Origin of the sequence: Oceanobacillus sp. FSL K6-0118, assembly GCF_038006665.1 — a bacterium.
Lineage (GTDB): Bacteria > Bacillota > Bacilli > Bacillales > Amphibacillaceae > Oceanobacillus > Oceanobacillus caeni.
In genome coordinates this window covers 2,718,810-2,742,614 of sequence record NZ_JBBOVR010000001.1, presented here as the reverse complement: position 1 = coordinate 2,742,614, position 23,805 = coordinate 2,718,810, and the positions used below count along the sequence as shown (strand labels likewise).

Here is a 23,805-nt window from a genome sequence, read left to right as displayed (position 1 = left end):
ACTATGAATAATTAGAATAATCAATATATAATTGTGGAGCTAAGAAAAAGATATCAAATGATAGAGGAGGAACAAAAATGGAACATATTATTATAGAAACGAAAGATGGGGTTCGTACACTAACATTAAATAGACCGGAGCGCCTAAATGCCGTAAATGATACACTTAGTAATGAGATTATCCAGGCAATTTCAGAGGCATCTGCTGACGATGAAGTCCGCGTTATTGTCATTACCGGAAGTGGGCGAGGATTCTGTGCAGGTCTTGATTTGACCGATTATGCGAAGAGAAATCCAGACGCTCAATCTCGTCATCAAAAATTAGATGAATTGGGTTGGGTTGGTCATCAAGCCTTGGGGATTGTTCATTGTGATAAGCCGGTTATTGCTGCAATCAATGGGATCGCGGCTGGTGCAGGACTTGCGCTAGCTCTGGCTTGTGACATTCGCTACATGTCTGCTAATGCAAGGGTAACAGCTGGATACATTCGCCGCGGTCTCAGCCCTGATGCGGGAATGAGCTATTTTTTACCACGGTTGGTCGGGCAGGGAAAGGCTACCGAATTGATCTTAACCGGTCGGGATATTTACCCGGAGGAAGCAGAACGAATTGGATTGGTCAATGGGATATTCCCTGATGAAGAATTTCAGGAACGGGTGATGAATTTTGCCAGGGAATTAGCGGCAGGACCACCAGTAGCAATGACGCTTTCTAAAAGATTACTCGCTGCAAGCCCAGACACAGACCTTACAACGATTCTAAAACAAGAGTACGCTTTTATTAAACAATGTTTTGGAACTAAAGATGTTCAGGAAGGGGTTCAAGCATTTGCTGAGAAGAGAAAGCCCGTGTTTCGAGGGGAATAGGTAAATTCTAGAAACTAAATTCATGATGAAGGTTCAATTGGATCAAATCTAAATAACTATAACGTTTGTGGCGGGAGTAATTTATTTTTTTGCGGATCTCATTCGTGCATTCCTTGTGTCACGTACGGAATGCAGAAGGACAATTATATGGGTCAATGGTTAGAAGGATAAAACGAAATAAAAAATTACTAAAAGTAGACATGGAAATGATGTGAAATCATCATTTATTTGTTATACTAACTGTAGTGTAATAGGGCTTTCATGGGTGGTGGTTCACCCCTTTTTTGAAAGAAGGGGGTGATAATATGACGGTATTCGAAGCATTGGTTTTGATGATCTCTTTCTCAACCTTAATCGTTGCCATACTGTCTCAACAAAAAAAGTAACCACCCATTGAACGCCTAGCAAGCCTTTGGGTTGGTTACTTCTCTAACTCAAACGAGTGAGCTGCCCCCTTGAAGGGCTGTTACACATTAGACCGTTCCATGTACCAGCATGGTCGGTCTTTTATTATACTATGACTTTCTATATATATTATACCTTAATATCCTCGAAAAATAAACATGTAGCGGTTTATCATCATTACTAATGAACATTAATGTTGCCAATCCATTATTAATTTTTTGCTATAGATCCTTCTCGATAGTTGGGAATTAAATACATTTAGTGCTAATATAAATAGTGAAGTTTAATATTTGGATTGAGGGGAAAGCTTTGGTTTTTATAATTTGTGTATTAATTGGTATCCTTACTGCGTTTGTTGGCTCCATTGCGGGGTTAGGTGGAGGGATAATATTAGTTCCTAGTTTATTTTTAATGAATCATATTTCCCCTTCATTTGCTTGGGCAACACCACAAACTATTGTCGGTATATCATTAGTGACGATGATTTTTACTGCTTTGTCTTCTTCTTTAACCTATATCAAGGGTAGAAGAGTGGATTATCAAACGGGAATTCTTTTCTTAATTGGTAGTATTCCGGGCGGTATTATTGGGTCTAGATTAAATGCTTATTTTGATGTAGACGTATTTACTTTGTATTTTGGACTTTTGATGATTATTGTTTCATCTCTATTGTTTATTAATAAAAGCGTATTTAAAAGGGAAGTTAGGCCAAATCAAAAAAGTGTTAAAACGGTTGAATTAGCTGGAGAAAGGTATCATTATAAAGTTTCTGTTATTCCAGCTATTATACTTTCATTAGTAGTAGGAGTTTTATCAGGCCTGTTTGGTATTGGTGGCGGATCGATTATGGTTCCTGCCATGATGTTACTGTTCGGAATTCCAACTCATATTGCTACTGCAACTTCTATGTTTATGATTTTCTTTGTAAGTATCTCGGGAACCATAACACATTTTGTGCAAGGTCACATTTTATGGGAATATGTAATATTGTTTATTCCTGGAGCATGGATTGGTGGCAGATTAGGAGCAAAGGTTAATCAAATGCTGCCGGGAAAGACACTGGAATGGATCTTACGTATTTTACTTATTATCGTTGGATTACGAATGATTATTGAAGGACTTTCGTAAGGAGTTAAATGATGAAAGAGAAGTTATACTTTTACTATACAAATGATTTACATAGTAATTTCGAACAATGGCCAAGAGTGGCGGCGTTTATAAAAGAATCCATAGCAGCGCGAAACGTTCGAGATAATGATTATTGGCTTTTTGATATTGGCGATCATATGGATCGGGTTCACCCGATATCAGAGGCGACTAAGGGAAAAGCTAATATTCAGCTTATGAATGATTTAAGATATGATGTTGTGACATTTGGTAATAATGAAGGAATTACCTTAGCCCATGATGATCTTTATCATTTATATGATGATGCCGAATTCGATGTTGTTTGTACGAACCTTCATAGTTCGGATAATCAAAACCCTCTTTGGTTGAATCGTCAAGTTAAATTAACATCGGAAAGTGGAGTAAGAATTGGAATTCTAGGTTTAACGGCACCATTTAATGATTATTATCATTTATTGGGCTGGCATATCTCATCCGCATTTGATGAACTAGATAAGTATGTTCATGAATTAAGCCATGAGACGGATATTATTGTTCTCTTGTCACATCTTGGTTTAAGCGAAGATCAAGAAATAGCAAGAAGATATAAAGATATAGATGTAATAATAGGTGGTCATACACATCATTTATTACGAACTGGTGAAAAAATAAATAACACCATAATCACTGCAGCTGGTAAACATTGTTCCTTTGTTGGGGAAGTTATTTTAACCTGGGATCACAATCAAAAAAAACTCATTAATCAAGAAGCGTATGCAACGGATATCTCGGAGTATGAAAATGATACAGAGACAGAGCATAAAATTATGTCATTGCAAGAAGATGCGGAACAACGTTTGAATTATCCAATTGTCTATACAGATTACCCAATAGAGGTAAGATGGTTTAAAAATACCAAAGTCATGCGAGAATTAACAAACACATTACGAGAATTTACGAAGGCAGATATTGCTATGTTGAATTCAGGTTTACTATTAGATTCTCTTCCCGCTGGTAAAATAGCTTATAAGGATGTTCATCGCATCTGTCCACATCCGATTAATGCCGTTACAGTTGAGTTAACCGGTAGTGAAATATTGGAAGTGATTCGTGTTTCTTTAACTAAGCAGTTTACAGAATTTCAGTTAAAAGGGTTCGGATTTCGAGGTAAAGTATTAGGGGAAATGGTATTTTCGGGTATAGAAGTGGTATCGAACTTTCATCCAAATGGGGAGAAATATGTAAAAACTGCATTGTTGCCTGATGGCAGTGAGCTAGATGCAAATCAAACCTATAAATTGGGGACTGCTGATGTGTTTACGTTCGGTCGTTTATTACCTGAAATAGCTAAATCAGACACGAAGCATTTTTTTCTTCCGGAATTTTTAAGAGATTTATTAGTAAAAACATTGGAAGAACACTATTCATAAATACTTCTGTTTGGAATGTCGTATTTTTAGTGACAATCCATCAACATAATGCATAAAGATATAATATACATTGCGAAGGAGGTTTATCATTCTTATGGTAACAGTAGAACCTATAGAAATAGAAGGAAAGCATTTTGTTGCAACAACGGTTAAACTCCCGAAAACAACATTATTATCGGTTTCTAATGATGTTGGCTACATTATGTGTGCGGCATTAGATGTGGATTTTTTTGATGTAAACCCAAAATTAAAAGAAAGAAAAGTAATTGCTGGTCGTGCGGAAGGTGTACGAAGTATTGATCAATTATTGAATGCCCCGTTAGCCAAAATAACGGATGCTTCACGTGAAGAATTTGGTTGGGAAATTGGAATGACTGGTAAAGAGGCATTATTAAGACTTTCGTAAACAAATATAATGATGAGGGGATGCGACTATAGCTTTCTCTTTTATTTATCCTATCTAAACGGGCAGTAAGACTCTGACCTCAAGATAAGTGCGACTAACCATTAGTGGGAGATAAAGGAAAACCACCACTGATGGAAGTCTTCCTCTAATCATGTAATTAATGTGTGTTATTAAATCTTAATGCAATAGAAATAAATTCTATCCCCGCTAAAACAAGCATAGATTGTTTTAGGGGGGATTTTTAATGGGGCCACGTAGACGATTCGGGAGAAGAAAATTTGCACCACCTCCAAGGAAAAATATCTTTTTGATGACCATGGTTGTTTTTGTCTTGTGTATAATTTTAAGTATTGGAATTGTAAGTAAAGGAATAACACCAGCAATAAAAAATATATCGGAAGCTAAAACAGATGAATTTGCCACTAGGGCGATTAATATGGCAGTACGATTTGCAGAAAGTTATGATTTTAGTGATGTCTTAAACATTAGTTATGATGATAATGGTAATGTTACAGTATATAATTGGAACCAATCTGTAATAAGTGAAATTAACAGAGTGGCAACAGACAGGGTGGAGGAGTTTTTCCTACATATGAACCGGGGGGATCCCATATCGTATGATTATTCATTACATGAACCTTATGACTATGACGATGGGGCGGAAGATCGCGCTGCACTAGATCCGACTTTAATTGAGGTGCCACTAGGTGAAATAACAGGAAATGCTTTATTGGCAAACTTGGGACCCAAGATACCAATTAATTTGGAGTTAATTGGGGCAGTTCGTACCAATGTTGTTAGAGAGACGGAACCATTTGGAATCAATGGCTCCTGGGTTTCGTTGTATGTGAATGTAGAAGCGGACGTTCAAATCATTATTCCTTATATTACAGAACGTAAAACAGTTCAAACTGAAATATATATTGACGGCGGAGCAATTATGGGAGAGGTACCGGAGTTTTATGGCGGAGGTAGTAACGGCCCATCCATATCTATCCCAAAGGAGGACATTGGTGAACGAGGAAAAAATCGTAACTTGCAAGAAAATGAATAATCTAGTATATTAGGAAATAGATAAAATTAAATAGACCTCAGATCGGTGAGGTAGAGGTGCGGACAAGATAAGTAGTCAACAGGAGAATGACAACGATGATTGTTGATGAAAGGATTGTTTGCCGAAGTATAATAAGGGGTCAAACTTATTATAACTGGTATATCCTTGAATAAGGGGTATACTGTCATGCATATGTGTTGCATGGAGAACTACTGATCGAAATGGAGGATAACGTATTTTGTAAAGAACAAAGATGGTTATTTTCTATCTTTGTTCTTTTTATTTGGATTTATTTAAATGTTTTATCAATTCTATGAATAAAGCCGCGTATCCTATCAAAAAAACTTTCAGAAGTACACCGATCATTTCACACATCAATATAAGAAAATAACTTGGAGGTAGCAACATGGAAGGGACATTTTATTCGCTTATTCCTGCTATGGTAATGTTAATTCTAGTGCTATTAACTAGAAAAGTAATTCTATCATTAGGTATTGGTATTATTATAGGGGCATTATTTATACATGATTTTAATATTTTGGGAACCATTCAAGAAATATGGAAATCATTCTATGAGATTTTTGTATTAGATGGTGCTTTAAATGTCGGTAATTTATTGTTATTAGGGTTTTTATTATTACTGGGAATGATGATTGCCTTTTTACAAGCTTCTGGTGGTAGTCGAGCATTTGGGAAATGGATGCTAACACGTGTGAAAACTCGTAAAGGTGCAACTCTAGTTTCTGCTCTATTAGGTATTATTATATTTATTGATGATTATTTCAACGCATTAGCAGTTGGACAAATAGCTAGACCGATTACAGATCAATATAAAATTTCCCGGGTAAAGTTAGCTTACATTGTAGACTCTACTTCTGCCCCAGTTACAGTTATATCACCAATATCTAGCTGGGGGGCCTATATCATTGGAATTTTAGGGGGAATATTTGCTGCAAATGGCTTAACGGATATGCAACCATTACAAGCATTTATCCAAATGATTCCACTTAACTATTATGCAATCGCAGCAACGTTATTAGTTTTTCTAGTAGCCTTTTTCAAAATGGATATCGGTCCAATGCGAACACATGAGGAACGTGCTATTCGGACGGGTGAATTAATTGATCCAAAAAATAATAAAATAGCTGGAGATTTAAGTGGTGTATTTGAACCGCATCCTGAAGGGAAAGTTCGTCATCTAATCTTACCTATTTTGGTGCTTATTATTGTGACAGTCTTAGCTATGTTTTTAACAGGAATCAATAATAGTGAAGGTAATGTTAATATCTTTTCTATTTTTGCTAACACTGACGTAAATTTATCCTTATTTGTTGGTGGCTTAGCGGCTGTTTTAATATCACTTGTATTTCATATAAATCAAAATACACCTAAAGCAAGTTTAGGTAAATTGTTAATAGAAGGAATGAAAACGATGCTTCCGGCGATATATATTTTAATATTTGCTTGGATGATCGGTTCTATCATTGGTACTCTTCAAACTGGTGAATACCTAGCACATATATTTGATAATTTACAGGTGAATGTCGCTTTATTACCATTTTTATTCTTTATCATTGCAGGTTTTATGGCACTAGCAACTGGATCTTCATGGGGAACCTTTGGGATTATGTTGCCAATTGCAGCGGAAGTTGCACTAGTAACAGATACAAGCACACTTCTACCATCATTAGCTGCAGTTTTGGCTGGTGCGGTATTTGGGGATCATTGTACACCAATTTCAGATACGACAATCCTTTCCGCAACTGGATCAGGTGCGAACCATATTGACCATGTATTAACACAGTTACCATATGCAATAATTGCAGCGGTAGTAGCTATGGTAGGATATTTGATAGTGGGCTTCACCAATCAAGTATTTTTATCTTTTATTTTAACTGTTGGATTATTAATTGTAATAGGTTTGGGAATTAATTATTTTCATAAGAAAAATGCATAATTTGAACTATTGACTCATTTATTGAAAATGAGTCAATAGTTTTTTTAGTTATTTTAAATTCTTAAAAATATATTTTGACATAGTAGGAAAATGCCGCTATAATATTTTTAAATATCTGAAAATACACACTAATCTAAGTTCTCTTCTGTTATCGATTGAATAAAAAAGGGAGGATAATTTATGAGAACTCGTTCACAATGGGGGACAAGAGCAGGTTTTATTTTTGCAGCAGTTGGATCTGCAATAGGCCTTGGGAATATTTGGAGATTCCCGGCTGTTGCATATGAGAATGGTGGAGGAGCGTTTTTTATACCTTATTTATTTGCGCTTCTTACTGCCGGAATTCCATTATTAATTATGGAATTTACTATTGGGCAAAAATATCGTGGATCGGCCCCGCTATCTTTCAAACGGATGAATAAAAAGGCTGAATGGATTGGCTGGTGGGGAGCATTAGTTGCATTTGTAATTGGAACCTATTATTCCGTAATCATTGCTTGGGCTATGTCTTATTCTGTATTCTCACTCAATTTAAATTGGGGATCAGATACAGAAGCGTTCTTATTTAATGATTATTTAGGATTAACAGTTGATCTGGGTAAAACAGGGAGTTTTGTCCCAAGTGTACTTATCCCACTTATTATTGTTTGGGCGATTGTATTTGTCATTTTATTTAGAGGTGTGAAGAAAGGCATTGAAATTGCTAACCGAATTTTTATTCCTTTATTAGTGGTATTATTCTTCATTCTTGTTGTGCGTGCAATTACCTTACCTGGAGCGCTTACAGGGCTTAATGCATTCTTCCAACCCGATTTTAGTGCCATTATGTCATCTGATGTTTGGGTTGCAGCTTATGGACAAATTTTCTTTAGTTTATCGATTGCATTTGCGATCATGATTGCTTATTCAAGTTATTTGCCTAAAAGATCCGACATTACGAATAATGCCTTTATTGTCGGCTTTGGAAATTCTGGTTTTGAGTTATTAGCCGGTATTGGGGTCTTCTCCATTCTAGGATTTATGGCCGGTCAAGCTGGGGTAGGAATTGATGAAGTTGTTGCGGGTGGAGTTGGTCTAGCATTTGTAGTATTCCCGCAGATTATTAATGAAATTCCGGCGTTCAGTGAATTCTTTGGTGTGTTGTTCTTCGTGTCATTAGTTCTAGCTGGTTTGACCTCCTTAATTTCTATTTGTGAAGCTTATATTTCTGCTATAATCGATAAATTTAACCTAACTAGAACGAAAGCTGTTACGTTTGCCGGGGGACTTTCAGCCATCATATCCCTTCTATATGCTACACAAGGTGGATTATTCTTCTTAGATACGGTGGATTACTTTATTAACCAATTTGGCGTTGCGTTTATCGGCTTAGTTGAAGTAATCGCAGTGAGTTGGGTTATGAAACAATTGAAAGATTTAAAAGAGCATGCAAATGGTATTTCTGATATTCGTCTAGGTTCCTGGTGGACGTTTAGTTTAGGTGTGATTACACCAATTGTTCTTGGTTATATGATGTTTGATTTGTTTAGACTTAACCTATTAAGATTATTCCCAACAGATACAGGAAACTATGAAGGATATCCAGATATATTTATTGCCACAGCAGGTTGGGGTGTTGCTGCAGGTGCTTTAATAATCGGTATCCTGTTTACATTTACTAAATGGAAGAACGAAGAACCTTCTGAAGATCTAAAACAATCGGAGGAGGCTAAATAAATGACCGGTGGGGCTATTGTCGTAATGATTATTGGTATTGTAATTATCTGGGGGGGCCTTGGCTTAAGTATTGCTCATGCTATGAAAAGTTCAAAAAAAGTTGATTAGAAGACTCGGTATATCGCTAGGTTTCTGGGCGGATGCCTCAGTTGCACTTATGTAAATCTTTACGGCGGGCGATTAATCGGAGCTCCGCCGTAAAGATTTTTATGCTTTCTACCTGCAGGAATACGGAAAAGGGCGCTTTTCTTTTAATCTTTCGCCATCCGTTCCCATTTTCTTAAAAAAGGATAAGGGTCGAAAGAAAATTCATTTACTCCGTTATCTTTGTACATACCATAATGTAAATGTGGAGGGAATTTTCCTGAAGTCCCGGGAGGTCCATATCCAGTTGATCCTACACTGCCAAGTACATCACCTGGTTGTACGACTTGTCCAATTTTTACATCGTCATTAAAACCGCTCATATGTGCGTAATAGTGGTAAATATTGTAAATATCACGAATACCAATACGCCAACCACCATATAAATTCCAACCCATCATTTCAACAACACCATAAGTTGTTGATTTTACAGGTGTTCCATAATCGGCAAATATATCCGTACCTTCATGGATACGTAAACCTCCAAAACCTCTTCTATCTCCCCAGGTGCTACGATAACTATAATTGTAATTTGTTGCTACAGGGAAATCTCTATTGGTTAAGTTAATGTCTTGAAACTTTCGAAACACTTTCGCTGTATTCTTGATGGTTTGTACGGTTAAGTCGCGTTGATAGTAATTCCACAATCCAATTTTAATATCGTCTTCCGTTGGTCCGGATTCAAGAAGTATATTTCCCATCGTGTATAAAATATCTTCCGGATCATTAGGGTCAGCTTGGCCATCCCCATTTCCATCTTTTCCTTTTCCATCGTGCATTTCAACTATTCCAATGTCTTTGTTTTTCCCTATATTCCCAATTCCAAACCAAATTTCATCTGGTATATCAATGGAAACAACTTGTTCAGGCTCATTGCTATCTAATATATTTCGCTCAAAGTTATCAATAGCAGCAAAATAATACCAAGGTATTTGAGTTAATGCTTCTGTTTTTTTAAATAAGCCCATTCTTTCTTCATAAATGGTATTTTTATCTTCTTCCTCTTCTGCTGCTGCACTAATCGTTGAAACGGAAACGATGAGCACTATCAAATAGAGCATTGGAATGATTCGTTTCTTCAAGTATTTTTCACCTCCTAAAAATACAGGTTCAAAAGAAGGATAAAAAGGATCGACTCGGCTAAAGTCGAACATCCTGAGATTTCGATTACTCATTTCACCCCACCGTAAAGATTTGTTTGAACATCATCTAAAATAGACATTAGCTATCGCCAGGTATTATGGCGATAGCAAAATAAAATGAATTATTCATGTTCGTATGGTTTTTCCATGTCATTAATTAACTTTTGAATCAACTTATCGTAATTACGATTCGTATTTGAGTTATGAAGACTTTGGATATCATACATTAAAGATTTGTTATCACTTACATATACCTTGTAAAAACGTGGCATGACAGATTCAGCAGTTTTTTGGGCAACCTCTTTTGTTAACTTGGAATCACTATTGTTATCTCTATCATAAGCAATAAGCACTTCTTGATCTGTAACAAGTGTTGCCACTTCATTAAATCCATTATTGTTTAAAATTAAACGAGTAATCATGTCAGCCATTTCTCTTCTATCAATTCTAGCTTCATGATTGTCCAGATTTTGTGTATCGATTTCATCTTTTGAATATCGGACATATCCTAATTGATGATTAATATCTTGATTGGATGGGGTTTGAATTTTATGATTTGGATTCAGCTGGTCTTGAATTTGATTTCTATTTTGCATATCTTGTGTCGCGTTGTCTGTATCATCGTTTGTGTTACATGCACTTATTACGATCAACATATATATTGCAATAATGGAAGCGAAGACTTTTTTCATGGTAAACCACCTTTTTTCATATAGTTCGTGTTCAAAAAGGAGGATGAAAAGGACCGATGTTGGCTAAATGCGCAACATCCTAATGTAACGCTGTCTCTATACAGGGGAATGTCTTTTTCACCGGACTTTTTGAACAATCTCATATATCTCAATTATAGTGTGGTAATAAAATAGGAAATAATGCACTGAATTAGGTGGTTTCTATTCAGCAAGATATGGTAAAATATATTCAATTAGGTGAGGTGACTGATACATTGATCGAGTTACATGGAAAGCATTATGAGATCGTAGAAAATATTAAGAATGGTTTTGAAGAAAATGCAATAAAGGAACGGTATTCGGATATCTTGAGTAAATATGATTACATTGTTGGGGATTGGGGATATAACCAGCTTCGTTTAAAAGGTTTTTATCACGATCGAAACGCAAAAGCGCAGGTAGATACTAAAATCAGTGCGTTAGATGATTACATTTACGAATACTGTAATTTTGGTTGTGCTTATTTCGTATTGAAAAAGGTGAAAAAATAGGAGCAGTAATCCTAACACTGCTCCAATTCATTCAAGTCTAGCTCCAGCGCCTAGCGAGACTTCCTTCACCTCTGTCCGTCATTTAAATGGGCGCTTGCGCCTTTGTTATTCATCATGTAAGGGGTGTGCTCCTGGGAATTGTCTTGGCAGATCATCATGTTGATCTTCATCAGGGTAAACATACGCACTCATTCGTTTTTGCCCTTCTTTCCATTCTGTTGATTTGCTTGATACCGTTTCTTCTTTATTTATAGCAGAACCAACAGCACCCTCAGGAAATTCCTCTGGTATTAACTCATTTTTCATTTTTTCGACATTTGAAAAGTTGGAATACTTTTTATTATGATCTTTTGGCATGTTTTTTCCTCCCTTTAGAATTAGCTTTCTCAGAAGTAAAGCATAATATGTTTAGGAGTGAAACGTGTATTCATAAAAGTTTAGGAAAGGGAGTGTAGATCGTTGAATATTTCAACTATATTGAAGTGGATAAGCGGTGGTCTTGAAGCGTTTTGGGGAATACCGTTTATCGGTGGAGTTATTATTATTAGTTATGCGTGGTTACCATTAGCGGTAATGTTTATTTTGCATTTAGTGACCCTGATTTTTTCGGTTTACGAAAAGAAAAAAATCCACGGAAGTATTCTTGGAATTATAACATCATGTATCGGATGGATTCCGATTGTTGGTATGATTATGCATATTATTACAGCAGTATTTCTCCTTATCGATGCCTATAAATCATCACAAATAACAGGCTTTGAAGAGAATTAAATGAACAAGAAGCAACCTTTTGAGGCGAAGGTTGCTTCTTTAAATTTAGTGTAAAGGATAAAACTTTCTTCTTATTAAATGCCAAGGTTTTAATCATAATAAGAACAACGGGCATATCCTCTAAACCGTTTTTCAATTAATCTTCCAAGGCGGAATATGGCATCTTCATTTCCTATACTACTCATAATTTGGATGCTAATCGGCATCTGTTTATCATCCACCCCAATTGGTATGGTTAATGAGGGGAGCCCCCAAACATTAGCATAAGTTACATATGGCATATATTGTAAAAAGGTCTTACGTATCGAAAAAATATCATGATATACTTTTCCATGTTCCTTGGCAGCTTGATAATACACAGGAAAAATAAGTAGACGGTTTTTCAAATACTCCGCTAATCTTTTATCTCCCTTTTCAATTATTTCCTTCACTTCTAATGTTCGTTTACCATTTGGCTTAAATAATTTCGAACCAAAAATTCCCCAGGACAACGAAGGGCGAATGGAGGTTCTTTCTGTTAATTTTTCTCTAAAAAAGGCTTTGAAAACTCCTGAACGATCATTGTTATATGCCTCTTGTTCTAAGATATGATTATGATCACTTGCAAGAATATCTTGCCAAAGTTTAGCACTATCTTCAAAGAAAGGGGGAACGGTACGTTTTATAGAGAAGAACTTTTCTAAGTAGGTCTCTACGGTATCAAGCATTTCTTTCATGTTTTCCGAAAGAGGGTATTCGATTGTTCCAGGTAGGATTTCGACTTTATAATTTTGTAAATGTTTAGTTTTTAAACTTTTATTAGATATGATTTCATATAAAAATCGCATATCCTGCACAGATTTACCCATTGGGCCAATCGATAGCATTCTTTCTGCGAATGTATTCAAAACTGATGGAAAATGACCTTCTTGTGAGACTTGATTCATTCCTGGTTTAAAACCGATAACACCATTAAAGTGAGCTGGAATGCGAATGGACCCACCAATATCCGAGCCAATTCCTGCTGCTGCACCGCCTACAGCAAGTAAAGCTCCTTCTCCACCACTTGAACCACCCGCTGTTTTTGTGAGATCCCAAGGGTTGTTCGTTCTGCCATATAATTTATTTTCCGTCTCTTGGCTAAAACAAAGAGCAGGTGTATTTGTTTTCCCTAAAATGATTGCCCCTGCTGCTTTTAATTTAGTAATTACCTCTGCGTCCTGCCTAGCTATTAAATCTTGTCGATGTTGCAGTCCACCTGTAGTTTTCATGTTAGAAACATTGATTGATTCTTTTACACTAATAGGAACCCCATATAAAGCACCTTTATTGTTATTATGTAATGATTGTTCATCTAATTCCTTCGCTTCTTTTAAAGCCTCTTCAAAACGTTTTTCAATCATTGCATTGATACTTAGATTTGCCACATTAATATGCTTTATGTATGCCGTAACTGCTTCCGTACTAGTTAGTTCCCCTTTTCTAATCGCAGAAGCAGTTGATGATGCATCCATTTTAATTATTGCTGTAGTATCCATACCTAGTTCCCTCTTTATTTTTGTGATGTTTTTTTCAGTTTTCCCACTTATGATATAAATATAATGATATGGTAAAATGGAGGAAAGTCAATTAGGGGGAGACGAAAACAATGTATTTTGTTGATAGAAATAATATAGAAATTACTTTAAAAAATATGGATCAATTACTAAATGAGCTATCTAATAATAAAATTGAAAATTATATAAGTCAATTAGCCCAGGAAAGAATTGCGCATATCTTAATTGAATCTATCCTCGACGTTGGAAACATGATGATTGATGGATTTATTATGAGAGATCCTGGGAGCTATGATGATATCATTGACATATTAGTAGATGAGAAAGTGATACCTCAATTGGAAGAAAAAGGATATAAAGAAGTAATCAGCTTACGTAAGATGCTTGTCAATGATTATCAAAATGTAGACCATGAACAATTAAACGCTGTTCTTTCAAAAAATAAAGCGCTATTAGAACAGTTCAGTACTCATATTAGAACATACCTAAAAAATGAATTAGGGGTTGCTAATGCTTTTTCTAATCATGTCTAACTTCAGCGCCCAGCGACTAGCGAGACTTCCTTCACCTCCGTACGATAAAGAAGACTTGCCGATTGGTGAAACCAGAGGCTTAGTCGCACTTATACCCTTGTGGTGAAAGTCAACATCGGCTCGCTTACGCTCACCGTGTTTCCTTTATCTCCTACGGCTCAGTCCAGTCCGTACGTCGCTAAACGGGCGCTTATGTTTTTCTAATCATAAATAAGGGTGATGTAAATGGGTAAAAAGATGCCTCCAAAACAAAGAATTTTACATCTTTTAAAGAAGAATCATTCCATGGCGATAGGGGAAATCATGGAATATTTTACGATTTCAGAAGTAGCAGTTCGAAAGCATATTCATGAACTAGAAAAACAAGGACTCCTTACTAAAAAAGCCTATAGTCAAAGTATTGGAAGACCTTACTATCAATATACATTAACTAAAGCAGGTCATGAAACTTTTCCAAATCAGTTAAAAACATTGCCATTAGATTTATTAAAGGATTTAGAGGAACTTCAAGGTTCAGAAATTGTCAATGATTTGTTTAAAAAACGGATGCAAAGAGAAACGGATTATTATGAATCATGCATTACTTCTGAAACGCTGCCCGATAGAATCAATCAAGTCGTCCAAGTTCAAAATGACAATGGTTATTTAGTAGAAGTGGAAAAGACAGAAAAGGGTGATTATGAAATTAGAAATTATAATTGTCCAATACTAAATATCGCATCGGAGTACCATCAAGTATGTGAAAATGAAATTACCATGCTTGAGAAATTGTTTTCTGATGGAACCGTTTCTGTTCATTCACTAATTACAAAAGGGTCACACGTTTGCAAATGGACCATTAAAACATCTTAAAATAATTTGATCATGAAATGAGGAAGAAAATGAAGCAATATAACGGATATTTAATCGATTTAGATGGCACCATGTATCTAGGCAAAGAACCAATTCAAGAAGCAACTCTATTTATTGATAAATTAGTGGAGAAAAATATACCTTTCTTATTCGTAACGAACAACTCGACAAAAACGGGGGAAGATGTTGCGGGCAAGCTAAATAATATGGGAATACAGGCAAAGGCAGACCAAGTTGTGACAACAAGTTTAGCAACTGCCAAATATATTAAACAACAAAAACCTAATGCGACCTGCTATGTCATTGGTGAAGCAGGTCTGTATCATGCATTAGAAGAAAATGGACTTAAAGTTGTGGATGGAGAAGAAGCAGATTATGTTATTGTCGGGCTTGACCAAGAACTAACTTATGAAAAATTAGCAAAAGCATGCTTATCTGTCAGAAATGGAGCAACATTTATTTCAACAAATGGGGATGTAGCTTTACCGACAGAAAGAGGATTATTACCTGGGAATGGATCCATCACTTCTGTAATCACGGTGAGTACAGGAGTTGACCCTATATTTATTGGTAAACCTGAATCTATTATTATGGAAGAGGCTTTAAACATAATTGGATTAACAAAAGAGGAAACATTAATGGTCGGCGATAATTATGATACCGACATTAAAGCAGGGATAAAAGCAGGAATGGACACATTAATGGTTTTTACAGGAGTTACTCCTTTTTCCGAGTATGAACATTTAACTGAAAAACCAACTTATTATGTTCATGGTTTAAATGAATGGTTAGATAACATATAAAGAAGACTTCCATCAGTGGGGGTTTTCCTTCACTCCCACCTACCTTCTTTGTTTCACCAGAACTTTAGGTGGGATAAAATTTTTAGCGAGAAGCGGATACGTCCCAAAATAAGAAAACCTAACACATTCGCTAACAGATGTGTTAGGTTTTCTATGTTAATCATTTTCCATTTCTTCCGCATACGTATGGGCTAGTCGACTCGAAGCTGCTGCTGCAATTGCACCAATAATATCGTCTAAAAATGTATGAACTTCACCCGTTGATTTATCGTTTAATCTTTTTAGAATTCCTGGTTTTTGTTTATCGATGTATCCATAGTTTGTAAAACCAATAGAACCATAAACATTGACGATGGATAATGCAATTACCTCATCAATACCATAAAGCCCTTCATCCTTCTCAATAATTTCTTGTAAAGGTTCTTCTAATTGTTTTTTCTCCGCTAAGATATCTAATTGAATACCTGTAATGATTGCATTTTGTACCTCTCTTTTGGCAAGAACCTTTTCCACATTTTCCCTACATAGGTCTAAATCTAAATCTGAGTGGTAGGCGGATTGTAAATAATAAACTAGCTCCGCGATATGGTCAATGGTGACACCTCGATTAGATATTAAGTCTCTTGCCTTTTTTTCTAGTTCACTTGTTTTTGCCAAATTAATCACCTTTTCTTTTAGTTAAATAATCATTTTCTCTACATATAATGTTAGTAATGGAGAGGAGAGATATTAGTGCCTTTTAATGATTTTCTTTCTACCTATTATGGTATCCAAGTTGATGAAAAAATAGGCTTTGACCGAGAAGAAGGGTATAGGACTGGTAATCATATCAATTTTATCACTTCTGTTGAAAACAAGGAAATGGTTTATTTGGAACAGGCGAGTCTTGCTTACTTTTTAAGAGATAATCATATAGATCATATCACCTTACCGATTCCGAATCTTCAAGGAGAATGGTTTACCTCTTACCATAATAATAATTATATGGTGATGCAGGTAGCCAATATACAACAAATGGATAAAAACTTTGAAGGTAGAAGATTGGCGGAGTTTCATCAGATTGGATCAAGGTATCAGTATCAACCAAAGGAAATCTCAAGTTACGGTAAGTGGAAATCATTATGGATAGAGAAACTTGATTATGTTGAGGCCAAGGTTGAAAAAGAAGCAAATAAAAATCCGAATGCTTATTACCGACTCGTTATGGATGTTCTACCTTATATTATTGGTATAAGCGAAAATGCTATACAATATATTCGAGAAAGTGAAACAGAAACTAGGTTTCATGAAGTGGATCAAGGAACGATCACATTTCACCGTTATCATCATCAATTAAATGATTCCATCTTATGGATTGATAATTTGGTCTATGATCATCCGATTAGAGACATAGCAGAACATATTAGGAATTGTATAGTAAAAGGGGAAAGTAAAGAAAAAATATTCCAATTTCTAAATGAATATCAATCGGTTCGTCCGTTATCTGTTTTTAGCTTCCGTTTATTATATGGGCGCTTATTATTTCCTGCTCATATTTTAGATTTATTCATACATGGATTTACGGAAGAAAAAGATGAAATTCTATATGAAGAATTGAGGCAGCTTTTAGATAACCAAACTTATTACGAAGATATGCTACGAAACTTTTATGAGAGTTTAGATATTAATCCTAAGATTTTAAATATTCCTGTGGTAAACTGGTTATGAAACAACAACCAAAGGGCGGGGATAGCATGAATAAGCCAAGTATTTATATTACAAGAAAAATACCTAGAGAACTTGTAAATATTTATGAAAATCAATACAACATTCGTATGTGGGAAAAAGAAGAAGAGCCAGTACCAAGGGAAATATTAGTAAAAGAAATCCAACATGCTAATGGAATCATATCTATGCTCAGTGAAAAAATAGATGAAGAACTATTGTCTAAAGCACCACACTTGAAAGTAGTGGCAAATCTTGCAGTTGGATTTGATAACATCAATGTAGATGCAGCAAAAAAACGAGGAATAATCATTACCAATACACCTGATGTATTATCGGAAACCACTGCCGACCTCGGATTTGCATTGCTTATGGCAACAGCTAGAAGAGTGATTGAAGCAAATAATTACATAAAAACGGATCAATGGAAAAATTGGGCACCGTTTTTATTAGCAGGAACGGACATTCACCATAAAACGATAGGTATCGTTGGAATGGGAAGAATAGGTGAAGCAATCGCTAAACGTGCAAAGGGTTTTGAAATGGAAATTTTATATCATAATCGAAGCAGAAAGGAAGAAGCAGAGAAAGAGTTAGGAGCATCCTATGTTTCTTTTGATGAACTATTACGTTTATCGGATTATGTTGTGTCCGTTGTACCATTAACAGACGAAACGAAGAGACTGTTTAATAAGGATACTTTTCGTAAAATGAAGCCATCTTCCATTTTTATTAATATTTCCCGTGGAGGAGTAGTGGACGAAGAAGCGTTAGTAGATGCATTAAAGAATAAAGTGATTGAAGCAGCGGGATTGGATGTATTTAAAAACGAACCAATTAATAGTGAGCACCCATTATTAAAGTTAAATAACGTTGTGTGCTTACCACACATCGGTTCCTCTAGCATAGAAACAAGAACAAGAATGATTCAACTTTGTTTGGAGAATGTGGATGGGGTAATACAGGGTAGAGGTGCAAAAACACCGGTATAATATACAAAGGCGGAAGCGCCCGTTTAGTGACGTATAGACTGCGCCTGGCCATGCCAGGTGGTCCGATGTTGCCGCGCAAAGCGGCGGTTTTAATCGGACATTCCACCGCCGTAGGAGATAAAGGAAACACGGTGAGCGTAAGCGAACCGATGTTGACTTATCGTACGGAGGTGAAGGAAGTCTACTAGTCACTGGGCGCTGGAGCCGGACGTGGCTATTTCTGTATCTAAGTTATCCACAGCCATACAAATGTTATAATTTCCTAGACAAGAACAAAGGCAGGTAACGGAATGGTTCCTGCCTTTCATATGTTATTAAAATACTTGCTCGATTTCTTTTACACCAGGTACTTCCGAAGTAAGGGCGCGTTCAATACCGGCTTTTAAAGTAATAGTTGAACTTGGGCAATTTCCACAAGCTCCCATCAGACGTAGAAGAACGACTCCATCCTCGTCCACATCAACTAATTCTACATCTCCACCATCACGTAATAGGAATGGACGTAATTTATTTAACACTTCTTGAACTTGTTCATACATAGTTTTTTCTCCTTTCCCTGAATTCATTATAAAGTTTTCGACTAAAAAAATCTATTTGAATTTCTTTTTGATTAATCCATGTTTATTGTTATTTTATCTTGAATATAACATTTTGTAAAATGAAAATCACTAGGGGTATGCGTCAAGTTTTTCTCGGTGTGTCTTCCACACCAATATTTCCGGCACTCTATTTTTGTACACTTTTTCGGCTACCGCGCGACCCTTGTCGCTTGCTGTCCCCAATTTTTAGGTAACGTTCTAAAAACCAAGAACCTTACCTAAAAATCAGGGTGTTATCTAAAACTTTTTATTAACTGTCCAATAGCTGATGAATGAGCTGTATTTAGGCTTATTTTACCTTGTTTTGCTCCAATTGACGGCTGGGTTTCCTGGCGTAGAAATTCAGTCATACGAACCACTTTTTTCACGTCTCGTTGTTTTCTTACACTTCGCCTTTGGTCTCTCAAATAGACGGATCGTAATGTTTTATTTAGAATCCCTTGTTTGATCTTCACCATTGCCTCACTACCTTCTAAACTCCAATGCATTCCACGCTTTTTCATTCGGAATGAAATATGTCGTTGGTTGGATTCCATTGCACCCATGCCCCTTGCCTCTTTTGGTGGATTCTCAACTTTTTCTCTCCAATCAAAAATTCGATCCCAATTACCGCCAATATATCTACGAAAATCCTCGGCCTTTTCTAACTGCTTATCCGTTTCTAAAGTGCTCTCCAATGTATCCATCCAACGTATGAAATCATCCAGTTCGTGTTCTTTGATTGCCTTTTGTACACCTTCTTTAAACTCGCTCTTTTTAACTCCAAAAGTTCGATTCAGTGCTTTAGAAATGTGAAAGGAATCCAATTGATTTAAAACAGGATAACTAGACTGTGAGAAAGCCTCTTGAAAACGTTCTGCCGTATAACCGGGACCACCATCACTATTGGTGACAACTTGAGTGTTTTCTAAGGAATAATGATTAGCTGTATACGCCTGGACTTCTTTCCAAAAATCATTCGTTGGTTTGGTTGTCATGATGACCTGTGGATTCTTTAGGGAAATACGCTTCCCATTTTTACTCCAACCTTCATGAATGATCGCATGATGGACTTCATGACTTGTCTTTTTCTTTGTTCCACGCACAAATACACCATCTGCCTCGGCAAATAAAAAATCCAACTCATCTCCCTTTGGTAAATAAGCAGCTTCCTCTAATTCCGCTAACATTTCTTCATCAGCTCGCGCTTGTGCCTTCCCAACACGTTTCACAATACTTCCCACAGTTGTATGACTAAGAGTTACTGCGGTCCATTCACCTAATATGCGTGCCGTTTCTCGGTACGTACTCTCACTAGCCAACTCTGCCACTTTTACTTCAACTAAAGGACTATGTCGTTGATATTTTCTAAATCCAATCCATTCATCAAAAGGATAATGCGCCTTTCCATTCACATCGCGCATCAAGGTATGAGTAAAGCGAACCGCCCCAAAAATAAACTGAATCGTTTTTTCATCTTCTCGTTCAACCGTCCAACCTTTACTTTGCATTCTTCTTTTAATCGTTTGATTAAGTTGTGTAAATACGCTCCCCATTAGTGTAGTAAGTAGATCATATATACTAATTTGAATTTGTTCTTCAAACTCAATTAAGTCATTTGTATCCTTTAATAATTCGCTAATTTTTGATATAATTGTATTCATGAAAAGGCCTCTTTCTAATGTATTTGCCGGCTAAGCATACATTTATGATAGAGCGCCTTTTCTTTTTTTTCTAGAATTTTGTTTCAAATCCCCGAGAACTATTTTACACATAGTCACTAGGGATACGGTGAATCCTGAGATATGAAAAAAATAAAGAGGTAAAGAAAAAATGAATTAGTTGAAGTTGTTAATTTTACTTTGTATACTTAAAATAAAGATTAAGTAAGGAGGTCCGTGAAAAAGATGGTAATTAATTTAACCGATCAAGCAAGTACAAGAATAAAAGAAATGATGCAAGAAGAAAGTGAGAATGTACGTCTACGTTTTGGTGTAAAAGGTGGCGGATGCAGCGGATTATCTTATTCAATCGGATTTGATTACGAAATAAACGAGGAATTGGATGTACAAGAGGAAGTGAATGGTATTCCAGTTGTCATCAATTCACAGGATATTCCAATTATAGAAGGTACAACTATTGATTATAAAGAGAATATGATGGGTGGCGGATTTAGCATTGATAATCCGAAGGCCGTATATTCTTGTGGATGTGGCTCATCCTTTAGAACGAAGGAAGTTGTTGGAACACCAGGTGATTGTTAGTTTCTCTCGCTAGGATGCTTTTTTAAAGTGTTCTAGCTTTTTAACTTGAATGGAGAGTGCGAAATGGGTAAAAGGTGTCATCATGGAATTAGCAAAGATCAGCTGTGTGTTGCAAAAGTACCTTTTTTTAATCATTTAACATTCGATGAGATGGAAAAAATTGCAGATATGAGTCGCCATCTCAATTTTAAAAAAGGCGAAATTATTTTTAGTGAAGGAGATCCATTAGAATATCTATACATCATACATCAGGGGCGGGTTAAAAACTATCAATTGTTTGAGTCTGGTAAAGAACAGTTACTTCGTATATTGGAGTCTGGTGAATTCATGGGGGAGTTAGCTTTATTTACTGAGAAAACGTTAGATAGTTACGCCGAGACAATCGAAAAAACAGAAATATGTGCCATTCATCGTAGTGACATGCAGCAGCTTTTGAAGCAATATCCGACAATAGCTATAAAAATATTAGAGCAATTTAGTAATAGGTTAGATGAAACAGAAAAGTTAGTTGGAAATCTAAGTTCAAAGGATGTAGAAACACGAACGGCAAGTTATTTATTAGAGTTAGTTGACAAATACAATACAACGAGTGTCGAGTTACCTATAAGCAAAAAGGATCTCGCATCTTATTTAGGGACAACTTCGGAAACGCTAAGTAGACGTTTGTCTAGTTTCCAAACAAATGGATGGATTGAGCAAAGAGGTCAACGCAAAATTCAAATATTAGATAGAGAAGCGTTAAGGGAAATGAGTATTCATAAATAAAGAAGCTATAATCAGAAGAACTCTATTATTATAGCTTCTTTATCTATTTTGTCCGGCTCCAGCGCCCAGCGACTAGCGAGACTTCCTTCACCTCCGTGCGATAAGTCAACATCGACTCACTCCGTTCGTCGTGTTTCCTTTATCTCCTACGGCTCAGTCCAGTCCGTACGTCGCTAAACGGGCGCTTCCGCCTTTGTTCTTTTAAAACAAATCTAAATCAGATGAGTGTTTAGGTTGTACGCGTGCTTTTGGATCAATATAACGTTTAGCGTTATTAATTGCTGTTGGTCCTTCACCGAATCCAGTAGCAATCAATTTTACTTTGCCATCATACGTACAAACATCTCCAGCCGCATAAATTCCTGGAATATTTGTTTCCATTTTAGAGTTAACAACAATACTGTTCTTTTCAATTGTTAAGCCCCAATCTTTGATAGGACCTAATTTAGAAACAAAACCATAATTACAAATAATAGAATCGGGTTCTAATGTAATTTGATTCTCTCCTTTTACCTCTTGTAAAATCAATTGGTCAATTTTGTTGGAAGAAACAATATCAGCCGCAACATAAGGAGTTAGAATATCAACATTAGAGGCATGGAGTTTCTCTACAGTATGTTCATGAGCCCTAAATTCATCACGCCGATGAACTAAGGTAACTTTTTTGGCAATAGGTTCTAACATTAGAGCCCAATCCACTGCGGAATCTCCACCACCTAGTAAAACAACGTGTTGGTCTTTGAATATACTCATATCTCTTACATAATAATGCAGATTTACTCCCTCGAATTGTTCACTATCTCCAATATTTAAGCGGCGCGGTTGAAATGCACCATTACCTGCTGTAATGATCATTGTTTTTGTTAAATGAACATCACCGGTATTAGAAGTAAGCTTCAGAACGTTTTCATCTATTCGATCCACTGTTTCAATAGACTGACTAAGCACAATTTCTGGGTCAAATAAACGAGCTTGTTTTTCTAAATTATCTACTAATTCCTGAGCTCTTACTTTTGGAAAGCCGGCAACATCATATATATATTTCTCTGGATACAGGGCTGTTAATTGCCCACCAGTATGCGGTAAACTCTCAATGATTTTAACACTTGCTTGTCTCATTCCACCGTAAAACGCAGTGAACAATCCGACAGGGCCTGCTCCAATAATCGTAATATCATAGATTTTTTCTGACATGGATATTACCCTCATTTCTACTATTTTAAATTACAACATAGTATTTATAGTATCATAAACAGGGTGGTAGTGGTATGAAAAGACTTTGAATATTGATAAATATAGTAGCGTATACATGGTATCATTCGAATTCAGAAAATAAATAATTAGGAAATTAGATATTAGGGGTTGAAAAAGAAAACAATACACGCTATGATTACATGTGAATTATGTTACAATTTTGTAACAAAATGGTTAAATTTATATTACCAATAAATGTTAATGTACTAGGAAGAGAACAAAGGCGCTGGAGTCTGACGTGGCTATTTCTGTATCTAAGTTATCCACAGCCGTACAAATTTTATAATTTCCTAGGCAATTAGGAA

At 36.1% G+C, this 23,805-nt stretch carries 26 protein-coding genes and 1 riboswitch; of the genes, 18 read left to right on the top strand and 8 right to left on the bottom strand.

Annotated features, from left to right (window positions below; genetic code table 11):
* Positions 1-77: 77 nt before the first annotated feature.
* The 9 genes from MHI02_RS14030 to MHI02_RS13995 all read left to right on the top strand — a co-directional run bounded on the left by MHI02_RS14030 (position 78) and on the right by MHI02_RS13995 (position 9,049).
* On the top strand, positions 78-866 hold the full coding sequence (locus tag MHI02_RS14030) for an enoyl-CoA hydratase/isomerase family protein (protein WP_047184634.1): 789 nt from the start codon (positions 78-80) through the stop codon (positions 864-866).
* A gap of 305 nt (positions 867-1,171) precedes the next feature.
* Positions 1,172-1,252 carry a putative holin-like toxin gene (locus MHI02_RS18570; protein ID WP_225344196.1) on the top strand — a complete coding sequence of 27 codons (81 nt, stop codon included), beginning with the start codon at positions 1,172-1,174 and terminating at the stop codon, positions 1,250-1,252.
* 328 nt (positions 1,253-1,580) lie between these two features.
* Positions 1,581-2,399 (top strand): sulfite exporter TauE/SafE family protein, encoded by an 819-nt coding sequence (locus MHI02_RS14025; RefSeq protein WP_047184633.1) that lies wholly within the window; start codon positions 1,581-1,583, stop codon positions 2,397-2,399.
* An 11-nt stretch (positions 2,400-2,410) separates the two neighbouring features.
* Entirely contained in the window at positions 2,411-3,808 is a 1,398-nt protein-coding gene (locus MHI02_RS14020) for a bifunctional metallophosphatase/5'-nucleotidase (protein WP_060667542.1), read from the top strand.
* A gap of 94 nt (positions 3,809-3,902) precedes the next feature.
* Positions 3,903-4,214 carry a YunC family protein gene (locus tag MHI02_RS14015; protein WP_047184631.1) on the top strand — a complete coding sequence of 104 codons (312 nt, stop codon included), beginning with the start codon at positions 3,903-3,905 and terminating at the stop codon, positions 4,212-4,214.
* A gap of 244 nt (positions 4,215-4,458) precedes the next feature.
* Entirely contained in the window at positions 4,459-5,268 is an 810-nt protein-coding gene (gene yunB, locus MHI02_RS14010) for a sporulation protein YunB (protein WP_047184630.1), read from the top strand.
* Positions 5,269-5,311: 43 nt separating this feature from the next.
* Positions 5,312-5,488: riboswitch (Lysine riboswitch) on the top strand.
* 186 nt (positions 5,489-5,674) lie between these two features.
* Positions 5,675-7,225 (top strand): Na+/H+ antiporter NhaC family protein, encoded by a 1,551-nt coding sequence (locus tag MHI02_RS14005; RefSeq protein ID WP_047184629.1) that lies wholly within the window; start codon positions 5,675-5,677, stop codon positions 7,223-7,225.
* 180 nt (positions 7,226-7,405) lie between these two features.
* On the top strand, positions 7,406-8,941 hold the full coding sequence (locus MHI02_RS14000) for a sodium-dependent transporter (RefSeq protein WP_341165991.1): 1,536 nt from the start codon (positions 7,406-7,408) through the stop codon (positions 8,939-8,941).
* Positions 8,942-9,049: a MetS family NSS transporter small subunit gene (locus MHI02_RS13995; RefSeq protein ID WP_111014431.1), complete on the top strand. Its 108-nt coding sequence runs from the start codon at positions 8,942-8,944 to the stop codon at positions 9,047-9,049.
* Positions 9,050-9,192: 143 nt separating this feature from the next.
* Here the strand turns inward: MHI02_RS13995 and MHI02_RS13990 are convergent, their stop codons facing one another.
* Entirely contained in the window at positions 9,193-10,146 is a 954-nt protein-coding gene (locus MHI02_RS13990) for a M23 family metallopeptidase (protein ID WP_060667577.1), read from the bottom strand.
* Positions 10,147-10,349: 203 nt separating this feature from the next.
* Positions 10,350-10,919, bottom strand: coding sequence for a YhcN/YlaJ family sporulation lipoprotein (locus MHI02_RS13985; protein WP_047184627.1), 570 nt, complete (start codon positions 10,917-10,919; stop codon positions 10,350-10,352).
* A gap of 254 nt (positions 10,920-11,173) precedes the next feature.
* Here MHI02_RS13985 and MHI02_RS13980 point away from each other — a divergent pair, with 254 nt between their 5' ends.
* On the top strand, positions 11,174-11,449 hold the full coding sequence (locus tag MHI02_RS13980) for a YutD family protein (protein WP_047184894.1): 276 nt from the start codon (positions 11,174-11,176) through the stop codon (positions 11,447-11,449).
* A 105-nt stretch (positions 11,450-11,554) separates the two neighbouring features.
* Here the strand turns inward: MHI02_RS13980 and MHI02_RS13975 are convergent, their stop codons facing one another.
* A complete protein-coding gene (locus MHI02_RS13975) occupies positions 11,555-11,806 on the bottom strand; it encodes a hypothetical protein (protein ID WP_047184626.1) in 252 nt (83 codons plus the stop codon).
* 102 nt (positions 11,807-11,908) lie between these two features.
* On the opposite strand from MHI02_RS13975, the gene MHI02_RS13970 reads away from it, so the two are divergent.
* On the top strand, positions 11,909-12,220 hold the full coding sequence (locus tag MHI02_RS13970) for a hypothetical protein (RefSeq protein ID WP_047184625.1): 312 nt from the start codon (positions 11,909-11,911) through the stop codon (positions 12,218-12,220).
* 89 nt (positions 12,221-12,309) lie between these two features.
* On the opposite strand, the gene MHI02_RS13965 is transcribed toward MHI02_RS13970, so the two are convergent.
* A complete protein-coding gene (locus MHI02_RS13965; RefSeq protein WP_341165990.1) occupies positions 12,310-13,737 on the bottom strand; it encodes an amidase in 1,428 nt (475 codons plus the stop codon).
* 110 nt (positions 13,738-13,847) lie between these two features.
* On the opposite strand from MHI02_RS13965, the gene MHI02_RS13960 reads away from it, so the two are divergent.
* The 3 genes from MHI02_RS13960 to MHI02_RS13950 all read left to right on the top strand — a co-directional run bounded on the left by MHI02_RS13960 (position 13,848) and on the right by MHI02_RS13950 (position 15,943).
* On the top strand, positions 13,848-14,288 hold the full coding sequence (locus MHI02_RS13960; RefSeq protein ID WP_060667536.1) for a DUF86 domain-containing protein: 441 nt from the start codon (positions 13,848-13,850) through the stop codon (positions 14,286-14,288).
* Positions 14,289-14,513: 225 nt separating this feature from the next.
* Entirely contained in the window at positions 14,514-15,140 is a 627-nt protein-coding gene (locus MHI02_RS13955) for a helix-turn-helix transcriptional regulator (protein WP_047184622.1), read from the top strand.
* A 29-nt stretch (positions 15,141-15,169) separates the two neighbouring features.
* Positions 15,170-15,943, top strand: a complete 774-nt coding sequence (locus MHI02_RS13950) for a TIGR01457 family HAD-type hydrolase (RefSeq protein ID WP_341165989.1) — start codon at positions 15,170-15,172, stop codon at positions 15,941-15,943.
* Positions 15,944-16,099: 156 nt separating this feature from the next.
* Here MHI02_RS13950 and MHI02_RS13945 read toward each other — a convergent pair whose 3' ends face one another.
* Complete coding sequence (locus MHI02_RS13945) at positions 16,100-16,606, bottom strand: phosphatidylglycerophosphatase A family protein (protein WP_370447403.1); 507 nt, start codon at positions 16,604-16,606, stop codon at positions 16,100-16,102.
* Between the two features lie 69 nt (positions 16,607-16,675).
* Between MHI02_RS13945 and MHI02_RS13940 the strand changes: the two genes are divergently transcribed.
* A complete protein-coding gene (locus tag MHI02_RS13940; RefSeq protein ID WP_341165988.1) occupies positions 16,676-17,650 on the top strand; it encodes a hypothetical protein in 975 nt (324 codons plus the stop codon).
* Positions 17,651-17,676: 26 nt separating this feature from the next.
* Positions 17,677-18,639, top strand: a complete 963-nt coding sequence (locus MHI02_RS13935) for a 2-hydroxyacid dehydrogenase (protein WP_341165987.1) — start codon at positions 17,677-17,679, stop codon at positions 18,637-18,639.
* A 314-nt stretch (positions 18,640-18,953) separates the two neighbouring features.
* On the opposite strand, the gene MHI02_RS13930 is transcribed toward MHI02_RS13935, so the two are convergent.
* The gene (locus MHI02_RS13930) at positions 18,954-19,178 is read right to left on the bottom strand and encodes a NifU family protein (protein WP_047184618.1); all 225 of its coding nucleotides are present in this window, start codon (positions 19,176-19,178) and stop codon (positions 18,954-18,956) included.
* Between the two features lie 293 nt (positions 19,179-19,471).
* Positions 19,472-20,881 (bottom strand): ISLre2 family transposase, encoded by a 1,410-nt coding sequence (locus MHI02_RS13925; RefSeq protein WP_047184960.1) that lies wholly within the window; start codon positions 20,879-20,881, stop codon positions 19,472-19,474.
* Between the two features lie 243 nt (positions 20,882-21,124).
* Between MHI02_RS13925 and MHI02_RS13920 the strand changes: the two genes are divergently transcribed.
* Positions 21,125-21,481 carry a HesB/IscA family protein gene (locus MHI02_RS13920; protein WP_047184617.1) on the top strand — a complete coding sequence of 119 codons (357 nt, stop codon included), beginning with the start codon at positions 21,125-21,127 and terminating at the stop codon, positions 21,479-21,481.
* A gap of 63 nt (positions 21,482-21,544) precedes the next feature.
* Positions 21,545-22,246, top strand: a complete 702-nt coding sequence (locus MHI02_RS13915; RefSeq protein ID WP_047184616.1) for a Crp/Fnr family transcriptional regulator — start codon at positions 21,545-21,547, stop codon at positions 22,244-22,246.
* A 201-nt stretch (positions 22,247-22,447) separates the two neighbouring features.
* Here MHI02_RS13915 and MHI02_RS13910 read toward each other — a convergent pair whose 3' ends face one another.
* Positions 22,448-23,440: an NAD(P)/FAD-dependent oxidoreductase gene (locus MHI02_RS13910; RefSeq protein ID WP_341165986.1), complete on the bottom strand. Its 993-nt coding sequence runs from the start codon at positions 23,438-23,440 to the stop codon at positions 22,448-22,450.
* Between the last annotated feature and the right edge of the window lie 365 nt (positions 23,441-23,805).